Annotated in this window: 12 protein-coding genes; all 12 read right to left on the bottom strand. The window is 40.5% G+C overall.

Annotation, left to right across the window (positions count from 1 at the left end; all coding sequences use genetic code 11):
* Window positions 1-13: 13 nt before the first annotated feature.
* Window positions 14-457 (bottom strand): nuclear transport factor 2 family protein, encoded by a 444-nt coding sequence (locus H5185_RS12375; RefSeq protein WP_182742247.1) that lies wholly within the window; start codon window positions 455-457, stop codon window positions 14-16.
* Between the two features lie 75 nt (window positions 458-532).
* Window positions 533-1,429: a copper resistance D family protein gene (locus H5185_RS12370; RefSeq protein WP_182742244.1), complete on the bottom strand. Its 897-nt coding sequence runs from the start codon at window positions 1,427-1,429 to the stop codon at window positions 533-535.
* A gap of 14 nt (window positions 1,430-1,443) precedes the next feature.
* Entirely contained in the window at window positions 1,444-1,866 is a 423-nt protein-coding gene (locus H5185_RS12365; RefSeq protein WP_124018400.1) for a copper resistance CopC family protein, read from the bottom strand.
* A 114-nt stretch (window positions 1,867-1,980) separates the two neighbouring features.
* Window positions 1,981-2,694, bottom strand: coding sequence for a copper resistance protein B (locus H5185_RS12360; protein ID WP_124018401.1), 714 nt, complete (start codon window positions 2,692-2,694; stop codon window positions 1,981-1,983).
* An 11-nt stretch (window positions 2,695-2,705) separates the two neighbouring features.
* Entirely contained in the window at window positions 2,706-4,724 is a 2,019-nt protein-coding gene (locus H5185_RS12355) for a copper resistance system multicopper oxidase (protein ID WP_011918406.1), read from the bottom strand.
* Entirely contained in the window at window positions 4,721-5,236 is a 516-nt protein-coding gene (locus H5185_RS12350) for a DUF411 domain-containing protein (RefSeq protein ID WP_123884748.1), read from the bottom strand. Before H5185_RS12350 ends, H5185_RS12355 begins: the two co-directional genes overlap by 4 nt.
* A gap of 138 nt (window positions 5,237-5,374) precedes the next feature.
* A complete protein-coding gene (locus H5185_RS12345) occupies window positions 5,375-5,743 on the bottom strand; it encodes a hypothetical protein (RefSeq protein WP_235781911.1) in 369 nt (122 codons plus the stop codon).
* Between the two features lie 161 nt (window positions 5,744-5,904).
* Window positions 5,905-9,036 (bottom strand): efflux RND transporter permease subunit, encoded by a 3,132-nt coding sequence (locus H5185_RS12340; protein ID WP_124018405.1) that lies wholly within the window; start codon window positions 9,034-9,036, stop codon window positions 5,905-5,907.
* 2 nt (window positions 9,037-9,038) lie between these two features.
* Window positions 9,039-10,577 carry an efflux RND transporter periplasmic adaptor subunit gene (locus H5185_RS12335; protein ID WP_220494449.1) on the bottom strand — a complete coding sequence of 513 codons (1,539 nt, stop codon included), beginning with the start codon at window positions 10,575-10,577 and terminating at the stop codon, window positions 9,039-9,041.
* Entirely contained in the window at window positions 10,574-12,007 is a 1,434-nt protein-coding gene (locus H5185_RS12330) for a TolC family protein (protein ID WP_123884664.1), read from the bottom strand. Before H5185_RS12330 ends, H5185_RS12335 begins: the two co-directional genes overlap by 4 nt.
* A 123-nt stretch (window positions 12,008-12,130) precedes the next feature.
* Window positions 12,131-12,517 (bottom strand): hypothetical protein, encoded by a 387-nt coding sequence (locus H5185_RS12325; RefSeq protein ID WP_182742243.1) that lies wholly within the window; start codon window positions 12,515-12,517, stop codon window positions 12,131-12,133.
* Between the two features lie 171 nt (window positions 12,518-12,688).
* The gene (locus tag H5185_RS12320) at window positions 12,689-13,054 is read right to left on the bottom strand and encodes a cation transporter (RefSeq protein WP_123884662.1); all 366 of its coding nucleotides are present in this window, start codon (window positions 13,052-13,054) and stop codon (window positions 12,689-12,691) included.
* Between the last annotated feature and the right edge of the window lie 173 nt (window positions 13,055-13,227).

The following is a 13,227-nucleotide window of genomic DNA, read 5'->3' as shown; positions in this document are numbered from 1 at the left end:
AAACTTTTATTAGTTACGACCAGTGCACGTGGGTTATTTTCCAATGACCATCCGCTTGTTTAATTAACACAAGTGTTTCCATGGTCATTAAGTCAATACTTTTACCTTTATATTCACCTTGGGCGTGACTTATTGACGTTGAAATAGCAATGTCACCTGTAATCGTTATTTGGTGTTCTTTTGGCGTTATGGTTAACCCTCTTAAGTAGGCCATATCTGCAAGCATGTGATGATTGGCATAATCCGTAAGTGAACGTTCTACTTTTCCACCTTCATAAATTTGCACATTGACAGCTAATGACTGCCTGACAATAGCCTCATTGCCCATTTGTAATGCAGCATGAAATTGTTTGACGACATTACCCGCGGCGGAATCAACACCGATAAACGCTTTTTGTTCTATGGGGTGAGTTTCATCACCATGGGCGAAGCTCAATGAGCTTTGTCCTGCTGACATCAGTAATATCCCGGTCGTTATGAGTATTGTTAAAGGGCTATTATTCATTTTTATCTCTCTGTTAATTTATAGTGCTTATCCAAGGCTCATAGGACCTAGCACGCTCGAAAGTACCGCTGTTGTCGCTAATATCAGTACTGCTATTAATGCTTCTAATCCAATCGATTTTTGTAGTTTTTGTTTTGCGAGTGATGGGTTCGCAATCGTTAATTTCGGTACTAAAACCAATTTATGCCATGCTGCTATAAACAAAATGATAGCCACCAAACAGAGCTTGATGGTGACCGCAATACCATAATTGGAACTGAATAATTCAGTGGGACTATCAAACAACATCCACACCATTCCCATGCCTGAAAGCAACACGAGAATGACAATCACTATGCCTAAACGACCAAATGTATCCATGACATTTTTTATGACGATGTTGTCATCGGTGCTGCATAATTTCCATAATGGATAAAAAGCGCCTATCCAACTGCCAATGATTAACACATGTATCAATATTAAGCCTTGAGCAAGCAATCCCAGTTCAGTGCTGTGGCCAATAAAAGTAAACGTGACAGCAATTAACAGACAGCTGATAATCGCTAATACCGCAGAAAACGTTTTGATATAACGGTTCTTATGTAACAGTAAACCACTAGCCACTAGCATTAACCCAAAACCGATTAAGCGCCAAAGCACCGTTTGCCCTACCTGGGTTGGCCACAGAAAAGCATGCATCTGCGCATCGAATATTCCCATCAAACCGTTTTCAGCAAAAGCCCCTACTTGCGCAAAATAATTGATACTGACGGCAATCAACCCCAAAACAGCACCTAGGCCGGTATATTTTGTAACGCTAATGCTCAGATTAAGTTGACCCTTAATGAGGTATTGCATCAAGGTGCCGCCAATAACGGCGGCAACACTCAGATAGATAACCCATTTAGATATCAACACCGATATTTCAAATACGGTTAATATCATGTTTACTCATCCACTTATTGATGTGCAGTGTGCTCGCTAGTCTCATGCTCCATTGTCATAGGCGGTGCACTGCGAGTGTTCATGCCAGAGTCGTGAAGCATAAAGCTCATGTTGCCTTTCATCTTATGACCGTCATCACCCATGATCATCCAGTTAACCGTGTAATTAGCTGCGCTTAATGCTGGTAGAGCGAATGAAAATGCTGCTTGGCTGGTCGCACTTGAAGGTAATGTTAGCGGTACGCTTTGCTGCTTCTCATCTTGCATTGTTAATTTGACCAAACGTACCGGAGCCGTAAAGGTCAGTTCAAGCGTTGTTGGGGCTTGACTTAGCATGGCACCGTTAGCGGGCATAGAACTGCCCAGTCCGACATGAGCAAATGCTGAAGCACTCAGGAATAGACTTGTTACGACTAAAACGTTGTTAAATAATTTCATGATATTTCCTTTTATATTGTTTTTAACGATCGAAAAACGGTTTACATAAATGATTAATATTGGCTTAGCTAACATCTTGGCGCCAAGCTTATAACTCAGTGTACGAACGAGGTCTTAGAACCAAGCTCTAAAACCAATAACAAACTGGGTTTCTTGTGTATCTTCCCCTTCACTTCGGGCGTAATCGGCGGTATTACCGAGTTTCTGACGCCAATCCACACCGATATAGGGTGCGAACTCTCGAACAATCTCGTATCTCAATCGCAGCCCTGCACTGACGTCAGATAAGCCTGAGCCTATTCCAAGTTCAGCATCGTCCTTACCAAATAAATTTACTTCTACTTCAGGTGTGAGTATCAATTTTTGAGTGATTAACAGTTCATATTCCGCACTCAAACGCATGGCCGTACGGCCTTGTTCACCGATGAATAAGGCAGCGTCAATATCAAAGAAATATGGCGCTAACCCTTGAACCCCAATCACAGCCCAATTACGGTTCGGCGTCGGTTTGATATCGGTTTTAATACCGAATTGTACATCCCAGTATGGTGCGATGGGCTTACTGTAAAGAGCCTGAATTTCAAGGTCTTGCTTATCACTATTTGAATATTCACCTTCGGTTTTAAGCCACAGCTTATTCAAATCGTAACCTAACCAGGCTTGTGCACTAAACTGGGTAGGATCTTGCGGATCCACGCCTTTTTCAAATTGATCCAGCATGACTTTTGTTAATAGAGGATCATCATTACCGCCGGCAAACACAGCTGAGCTAGCCAATGAGGCGCTCAGACTCAACAGTCCCAATGCCACTAAATTCGTTTTATTCATCTGTATTCCCCTTATTTCACCACGACTTTTCTGAACATGCCTGGCATGTGGAATAACAAGTGGCAATGATATGCCCATTGCCCTTTTGCATCGGCGGTGACTAAGTAACTGATCTTAGAACCCGGCTGAACTAATACCGTGTGCTTACGGGGAATAAAATCAGGGTCGCCTGTCTCTAACTCACTCCACATACCATGCAAATGCATAGGGTGAGTCATCATCGTGTCGTTCACTAAGGTGATCCGCAGTCTTTCTCCGTATTCAAACTCTAATGGCGCGGCGTCCATAAATTTCACCCCATTCACAGACCACATATATCGGTTCATATTGCCGGTTAAATGCAGTTGAATTTCGCGGCTAGGTTGGCGCGTGTCGTAGGTAGGATGTAAGCCTTTAATATCGCCATAAGTTAATACTTTGCGATTAAATTGTTGTTGATGGTCACGCAATCCAATCCCGGGATCGTGTAAACCACTTTTTGGCGCATCTGCACGCATATCCACTTGTGGGCCGAACTCGGTGTCAATGTGTTTAATTTCATTGTTACTGCCAAAGCCTGCAAGCCCTAGTCCTGAGACTGTCGCTTTCGCAGCGTCCATGGCCATTTTGCTGTGATCCATGCCTGACATATCACCGCCACCCATAGCCATCTTGCTGTGATCCATGCCTGACATATCACCGCTGCCCATAGCCATCTTGCTATGATCCATGCCTGACATATCACCGCCGTCCATAGCCATCTTGCTGTGATCCATGCCTGACATATCACCGCCACCCATAGCCATCTTGCTGTGATCCATGCCTGACATATCACCAGCGCCCATGTCCATTTTGCTATGATCCATACCGCTCATATCCATATCACTCATATCCATGCCCATATCACTGTGGCCAAGGACTGGCCTTGGATCCATTGGGGGAATAGGAGCATGTAAACTGGCATCTGAGGTAAGGTTACCTACCGTAAAGCCGGTGCGGTCAATACTTTGAGCGAAAATACAATAGGCATTATCAACCTCTGGCTCAATAACCACATCATAGGTTTCAGCAACACCGATTCGAAATTCATCCACAGATACCGGTTGAATGTTCTGACCATCACTGGCGACAACACTCATTTTGAGACCCGGTATACGCACATCAAATATGGTCATAGCAGAACTATTTATAAAGCGTAAGCGCACCTTCTCACCTTGTTCAAACAACCCTTGCCAGCCCTGTTGCGGAGGATTGCCATTCATTAAATAGGTGTAAGTTGAACCCGTAACATCAGATATGTCTCTGTCACTCATGCGCGCGTTATTCCACATCGAACGAGCGTTCCACGTATTGGCTAAGCCATTTTTATTCACGTCAGAGAAAAAATCCATTACCGTACGCTCACGGTAATTATAGTAATCGGCTTGTTTCTTTAATTTGGCATAAATGTTTTCAGGGGCTTCGTCAGACCAATCAGACAGCATGATCACATAGTCACGGTCATATATAACCGGATCGGGGGTCGCTGGATCAATCACAATAGCGCCGAATAAACCGGTTTGTTCTTGATAGCCTGAATGACTGTGATACCAATATGTGCCACTTTGCTGGACGGTAAATTGATACTCAAATGTTTCACCGGGTTTAATGCCATCAAAGCTAAAGCCAGGCACACCGTCCATTTCGGTGGGTAAAATAATACCGTGCCAGTGAATAGAGCTATCATGGTCGAGATTATTTTTTACTCTTAAGGTGACTGTTTCACCTTCTTTCCAACGTAATAACGGCGCGGGCAGTAATTGGTTTACCACAGTAGCTCGAGCAGATTTCCCGGTAAAATTAACCATTTTATAGTCAATTGATAAGTCAAACACTTTGCCAGAGAGCTGGCTCAACGATTGGCTTAACGCATTGGCAACGGCATTTTTAGGGAAAGGGATCGACATCAATGCCAACATGGCGGATGCACCAAACACAAACCGGCGTCGGCTGTTGTTGAGTTCACTGTTTGTCATTTGAATCATGGGTTTTATCATGTATTGCGATTTCATTGTACAGACTCCTCAAGCGAGTTCACTTGGGCGTATACCTGGCTACTGCCATCATTTTTCAACAGTAAGACTTGGTATGGCATAAATTTATCTTGGTACTCCATACCAGGGCTGCCCACAGGCATAGCGGGTACGGTTAGGCCGATAGCATCTTTAGGGGGGGTGGCTAAAAAACGACTAATGAATTTTGCAGGGATATGCCCTTCAAACACATAACCTTGAGATGACACTGCGGTATGGCAAGATTGCATTGAAGCAGGAATACCCTTTGACTGTTTAAACTCATAAAGGTTGTTAATATTGTGGGCATCAACATTAAATCCACGCTCACTAATATGAGTAAGCCATTTTTCACAACAGCCACAATTGGCATCTTTATAAACAGTGAGTAATGGCGCCGTAGTGCCGGGCTCCGCTGCATGGGCAGGTAACATCCCTCCCATAATTTGCAGAATAAAAATAGTACCTATGACACGAAAAAAACGAATAGAATTGCGATATAGAGCAGACATAATATTGCCTCCAAATCAAATTTCGTCACATTAAACAACGCGGTTTAATGTCAGTTTATTAACCGAAAAAAGTTAAAAAATTGAAACTACATGATTGGCTAGGACAGTTAGCAAAAAAAAGGCGTAACTGTGCCTATGTTAGGCAAATATTGGAGGACGGTATAAAGATGAAAAATACTGGGGCATTAGTGCTGAGGTAAACATTGTTGCAGAATTAACTAAGCTGACTTCTGATTTAAGCGTTGGCATGGCCATCGTTAAAGCGATGGATAAACATGAGCCGACAGGACAATGGCACGCTTGGGCGCAGCAATTATCATCCGCACCATCGTTCATATCCATGTTCATTTGCATACTAGCGTCATGACATGCTTTGCCATTTTCAGCAGGCATATTTGAAGTCGTCATTGAACTCATTGGCATAGTACCAGGCATAATCACAGACGCAAAAGTTTGACCGACAAACGTCAGTAAAACAAACATCATGATTAAATGGACTCTACGCAAAATATATCTCCAATGATTATAGAATAATATTAGTGAAAAATACTGCATTTAGCAATGAAAATTCATTTGAAAAACATAATTAAATGAAAATAAAAATCAATCTAATATAAAAATAACGATGCAGATACTTTTATCTGCATCATTTTTTAATCAACTCAACACTATCGTTCCTCATGTCTCAATTGAGCACGACGCCATAAAAAGAACACAACAGGAACAATTAATAGTGTCAGTATGATTGCACTGACCATTCCGCCGACCATTGGCGCAGCAATTCGACTCATCACCTCGGAACCTGTTCCAGTACCATAAAGTATAGGTAATAATCCAGCAATGATTGCTGCTGCGGTCATCATTACAGGACGTACACGCATACCTGCACCTTGAATAACGGATTGAATCAACTTTAGTTCATCAAATTTTTCTAGCTGCTGTGAACTATGATCAATCGCTTCTCTATAGGCTTGGTTTAAATAGACAAGCATAATGACGCCAATTTCGACAGCGACACCCGCCAATGCTATAAAACCTACCCCTACAGCAACTGAAAAATTAAAACCTTGTATATACATTAACCAAATACTGCCCACCATTGCAAAAGGCAATGTTCCCACAATAATTCCTACTTCAACAGCATTGCGGAAATTCATGAACAATAAAATAACGATAATAAACAAAGTCAATGGTACTACGTAAGTAAGCTTCGCTTTTGCTCTTTCCATATACTCATATTGACCTGCCCAGGTAATAGAGTAACCGGCAGGTAATACCAATTTATCACTAACAACTTTTTGGGCTATTTCAACATAACTACCGATATCGACATCTTCAATATCGATATAAGCCCAACCATTAAGACGAGCATTTTCACTTTTAATACCTGGTGGTCCATTTTCGATAACGATATCCGCTACATCCCCTAAAGAAATCCTCAAACCTTGCGGAGTGACGATAGGCAATAAAGCTAATGCTTCAGGAGAATTTCGATAATCCTGAGGATAGCGTAAATTAATTGGATATCGTTCTAAGCCTTCAACTGTTTGTGAAATATTCATACCACCGATCGCTGTAGCCACAACTTGTTGAACATCCGCTATATTTAAACCATACCGAGCAGCATTCTCCCTCTGGATATCAACTTTAATATAACGTCCACCTGCAACCCTCTCAGCGTATACTGACGCAGTCCCTTTAACATCTTTAAGGATTTCCTCTAATTGTTTACCAATTTTCTCAATTTCCTTGAGGCTAGGACCTGCAATTTTAATCCCTACAGGCGTTTTAATCCCTGTCGCCAACATGTCAATTCGGGTTTTAATTGGCATTACCCATGCGTTCGTCACACCGGGTAACTTTACTAATGAGTCTAATTCTTGTTTTAAACTCTCAGTCGTCAGTCCTTCTCTCCACTCACTTTTGGGCTTAAGCTGAATAAACGTTTCCACCATTGTTAGAGGTGCAGGATCCGTTGCAGAGTCTGCTCGGCCAACCTTGCCAAATACGGTTTTAACCTCGGGTACTGTGTAAATTAACTTATCCATTTGTTGCACTAATTGGCGAGCTTTACCAATAGAAATACCAGGGTAAGTGGTCGGCATATACATTAGATCGCCTTCATCTAATGGAGGCATAAACTCACTACCAATTTTATTTAACGGCCACACACCAATTGCCAACACAAATAACGCAAATAGGAGGGTTATTTTCGGGAAAGCCAATACTTTTTTCAACACTGGCATATATACAGCAGTTAACAATCGATTAACGGGGTTTTTGTGTTCAGGAAGCACTTTTCCCCGAATAAAGTATCCCATTAGCACTGGCACTAAGGTAATAGCTAACGCTGCCGATGCAGCCATTGCGTAAGTTTTAGTAAACGCAAGCGGTGAAAACATCCTTCCCTCCTGTGCTTCGAGGGTAAATACCGGTAAAAAACTAACAGTAATAATAAGTAAACTAAAAAACAATGCCGGGCCAACTTCGCTGGCAGACCGCGCTACAACCTGCCAACGGTTTTCTGCCGTCAATGGCGTTCGTTCCATATGTTTATGCATATTTTCAATCATTACAATGGCGCCATCGACCATAGCACCAATTGCAATAGCAATACCACCTAAAGACATGATATTGGCATTTAACCCCTGCAAGTGCATAATAATAAATGCTGTTAAAATACCAACTGGTAAGCTAACAATCGCAACAAGTGATGATCTTACATGCGCCAAAAATACCATACAGACTAAAGCTACGACTAAAAACTCCTCTAGTAGTTTAAACCCTAAGTTTGATACGGCTCTCTCAATTAAACCGCTGCGATCGTAAACGGTCACAACTTCCACCCCCTCTGGAAGGCCTTTTTTCAGTGTCTCTAATTTAGCTTTCACACCATCAATAGTCTTTTGGGCATTTTCACCAAATCGCATCACAATAATGCCACCGACAGTCTCACCTTCACCATTTAGATCAACGACGCCTCGTCGCATTTGCGGTCCGGTCCCTATATCCGCAACATCTTTTAGCAGTAATGGTGTGCCATTATTGTTCACGCCTAAAGGAATATTGCCGATGTCCTCTTTATTCTCAAGATATCCTGTGGCACGAACCATATATTCAGCTTCAGCGATTTCGACTACAGAGGCACCAATTTCTTGATTACCACGGTTAATCGCCATTTGAATAGCGGCTAAAGGTATACCAAATGCACGCAACTTATCTGGGTCAACCTTAATCTGATACTGTTTGACCATCCCACCTAGAGCACTCACTTCAGAAACACCAGGGACTGTTTGTAATTCATACTTTAAAAACCAGTCCTGTAAGCTGCGTAACTCACTAATATCGTGTTTACCGGTTCTATCAACTAGTGCATATAAATATACCCAGCCCACACCAGTTGCGTCAGGTCCTAATTGAGGCTTTGCATTATCAGGTAACGTTGAAACAACTTGGCTAAGATATTCCAACACACGACTACGAGCCCAATATAAATCGGTTTCTTCATCGAAGATGACATAGACATATGAATCACCAAAAAAAGAGAATCCCCTTACCGTTACTGCACCAGGTACAGACAGCATAGCCGTAGTTAAAGGGTAAGTGACTTGATCTTCAACTACTTGTGGGGCTTGACCTGGATAACTTGTTTTAATAATTACCTGAACATCAGATAAATCAGGCAAAGCATCAATAGGGGTATTTTTAAGTGAAAATAAACCCGCGCCGACGAGAATGGCACTGGCGAGCAAAACAAAAAATCTGTTTGCTACGGACCATCGTATTATTGATTCAATCATGGTTATTCTCCCATCTCCATTCCTGAATGATCTGTTTGATGTGTTGTATTAGATACATCATCAGTATCTTTGGGATAGTGTATATTTACCACTTTGACCAAGCCGTCTGATGTTTTTTCTAATTCAATATGAAGCACAGCACCAACGGTAAATACAGAGAAATCCACACTGTCATCAACAGTAAAGTCCATGGTCATTTGTGGCCATTCCCATTCATTGACAGCTTGATGGTCCACATTAATCATTCGATGTGCAGCCATTAAACCATTTACTTTTGCCTCTACCCAGGCGGTTTCAGATGTGATGGCTTGAATATTTTCTTGCTCATCTTCTGGTGCTGTCATACGTTTAAGATCAGAAGTTTTATTTGATTCAGAATCCAATAAAAATTGTGCAGACGAGACTACAATATCTCCCTCGTACAGTCCTGACTCTATTTGAATGCTGTCATCATCTAATCGCCCTAACGTTACCGCTACAGATTTATATTTACCTTCACCGAGGGCAAGTACAACTCGATCAGAGTTTCCTGTTCTAATAACAGCCTCCCTTGGTAACAGTAATACGTCCTCTTCACTTCGTGTTTTTATCGACACTTGAGCAAACATATTTGGCTTTAATGCCGCATTGGTATTATCGAAACGCAATCTCACTTTTAGCGTTCTTGTTTTACTGTCTAATGTCGGGTAGACATAATCGACTTTTCCTTGCCAAAATTGGCCTGGCAGGTAATCTAATTTCATTTCAACAGCTTGCCCAACTTTAACCATGTTTGCTTGACGTTCAAAAACTTCAGCTTCAACCCATACTTGTGATAATGAGCCAACTGAAAACATTGTCATACCCGGTTTAACAAACGATCCCTCCCTTATATTCAAATTATCAATAACACCACTTTGAGGGGCATAAAATGTAATATTTTGTTTGACCGTTCTATTCTTACGTAGCGCTTTAATCTCCGCGTTTGGTATTAATAGCGCTTTCAATCGTTCTTCAGATGCAGTAATCAAACGCTGATCTTTTCGATTTAAAGCTAATAACATTTCCTCTTGTGCATTAACTAAAGCTGGAGAGTAAATTGAATATATTGGTTGCCCTTTAACGACCGGATCACCAGAAGCTTTGACATAAAGTTCTTCAATCCATCCTTCTACTCTAGGATTAATATGAATAAGTTGATCTTGATCGTATTGAACGTATCCTACTGTTTTAATGCTAGTTTCCAGTGTCCCAAGCGTTGCTACGGATGTGCGCATACCAAGTTTATTAATCACAGCAGGTGATATTTTAATGGCACCAGGTCCAAAATCTGTCGAATCGGTGCCATCTTCGTATACAGGTATAAGATCCATACCCATTGGTGATTTCCCAGGTTTATCACTACGATAATTAGGATTCATAGGTGCGACCCAATATGAAGGCTTAGCTTTTGCTTTGTCCTCTGAAACTACTTGATTCTGTGGTGTATATAGGATTGATGCACTAATACCAGTAAGAATACCGATAACTAATATGCTGATCATTTTCAAATTGCTGTTCATTTTACTTCTCCATCAACATAAGATTTATGTGAGATGCTAACTGGGCCCACTTTAGGGGTAAAAAAATAGTTCAATTGAACTTTAACTTTCTGTAAATCAACGTTAATGGCCAAAGCATCTAATTGAGTATTTAATTGAGCAATGAGGGAACGTACGACTTCAGCGAAATCACCCTTATCATTTGTGTAAGCCGTTAGCGACGCATCAGCTTGATCTTGCATTTGAGGTAATAAAAAATCGTTATAGAGTGTCTGACGTTGTTCCAATTTAAGAAGTTGCGCTTTCGCAGTACCGTATGACGCCATCATGTTTCGAAGCAGTAACCACTTTTCCGTTTTAATTGATTCCGATTGATAAATAGCGGCTTGAACTTGCTTGTCTTGTTTTGACGAAGTAAATATTGGTAAATCAAAACTCACACCAATTGATAGCAAATCATCGCGAGAATTACCCATAGGATCATTGCCTCGATAACTGTATCCAGCATTTACACCCCATTCTGGCTTATACAATTGCTTTTTTAACTCGACACCTTTTCGGCTTGACTCAATTCTTTGCTCCAATGCTGAAATGAGTGGATGAACAGAGAACGCTTCATACAGAGACTGTTGGTAATGTTGGCTTTTTTCCTCATCGAAATAAAGATTAGGATTCGTTAGTTTAATTTGAGGAAGTATATTAGGGACGGTGAACGTCGAAAATAACAGCTCATAATCTTGTTCATGACCTATTCGATATTCATCAACAAATGCCTTACCAACCCATTCAGATAATTTCTGTTTAAACATATCTTCTTGCTGGGCCAAAACGGTCAGCTTATCTTCAAGACGGGTCACCTCTAACTGAGCACGAATAATATCCTGCTGATTAGATTTAACTAAAGCAGATGAATACCCTGCTTTAACAACATCTGATAGTTGTTCAAATAAGTTCCGATTGCGCTCAATCAGTGCAATGCTCTCTTGCGCTTTATATACATCAAACCAAATTTGAGCTGTGGTGACACTTAACTTTGCTCGTCTATCTTGTCTTAAGAAAGGATATTGCTCAGCCGTTAACTCAAGTTGTTGTTGGCGTAAACTTAAGCTATCCCCACGGGGAAACATTTGAGTGACACCAATTTTCATTTGAGTCATTGCTTCTTGTCCAAAATCAAAAGTGTTTATGGACAAATTAGCTAAACCAACACTGATTTTTGGATCTGGTAAAGTTCCTGCCGCGATACTCTCAGATTTAATAGCATCTTGTTGAAATTGATTACTGACTAACCAGGGATCGTTTGATTGAGAGAGATAAACGGCTTCTTCCAGTGATAATGTCTGTACTGGTTCTGCCGCATATACCGCAGCGCTAATACCAATAAAGGACATCACTACTATTAGAATATATTGAGTGTAAATTTCACCCAATTTCTTGTAAATTAAAGACATAAAGCCTCCAAATTAATCACCAATTCTCGAATTGAATTCGAACAAAGGTAATATCTTGTTAATTTATTTTAAAAAAGATAAATGAACAGGAAGACGATCAAAAATTGATCAAGCCTTTCCTATCTAACAAGACAATATTGGAGGACGATATAAAGTAGAGTTATATTGCGGAGTCGTATTTTGAGTCAAACCAGATATAAAACTACTCAAACTTGAGATGGTTACTGATTGGACAATTTTCATTTCAAGGGCAATTGAAAAACAAGTACCTATCGGACAATCACATTGATTATCACAACAATCAGGAATGTCAGCGGTAGATGTTTTAACGGCATCAGCATCTGATGTTAATTGGTGATGGCAAGCGTTAGTCGCAGCGGTATTCACTGGATTTGATTTACTTAACATTGAATTCATATCAGAGGGGCATGGCAAAATCACAGACGCAAAAGCTTGACTGACAAATGTCATCAAGATAAGCATCACTGTGATAATTCGCATACGACTCAAGATAAAACTCCAATATAATTAGTGCTATTAATGTTAACTCAACTTGACTAAATCATCCTAGTTAACTGTAGTGTTTTTTTACTTTTAACTACTGATACTTGACATAGATCACACTTCGAAAGCTCTTACTAAAAGATAGTCAGTATCGATAAAAATTAACATCTAATTGTCTTAACTTATCTTGGATCCTGGTGGGGGTTTGTGGCAACTATGTGGTTGATGATTTGCATTATCTTTGATGTTTTGATCCACAAATTGGTAGTAACTTTCCTTCACATGAGTCCACCAATCGTTATGAATATTAGCACCATGCTTTCTGATAACCGCTTCAATACCTTCTAAATTGATATGGCTGGCATCATAGGTTAGATAAATAGATCCCGATTTGTCATTATAAATCACTTCTTCTATGCCAAACAGTTTGTCTATCTCAGTCTTTAATGCTTCTAAATTTTGATTATCTACTCCAGTTAATCTTAGGTTTCTGACAACTAAAGTGGCTTCTTTAACGCCCGGTCTATGTTCAAAATCACTCATAATGTCTCTCTTAATCATTAACTCATCATTTTTCTGATGATTTAGGTAAAAAGTAATTAACAAAAAATGGCCAATTTTCTAACCTAGACAGTAAACAGCTTAGGTTAGAATCAAGATATTGATTGCAAAGTTCAAAAAGGCTCATTTTAATACTGCTATTATCTTCATCATTG

The sequence above is a fragment of the Shewanella sp. SG44-6 genome, assembly GCF_014164185.1.
GTDB classification, from domain to species: domain Bacteria; phylum Pseudomonadota; class Gammaproteobacteria; order Enterobacterales; family Shewanellaceae; genus Shewanella; species Shewanella vesiculosa.
The sequence above is the reverse complement of the archived record's forward strand: the minus strand, read 5'-3'. Positions and strand labels throughout refer to the sequence as shown.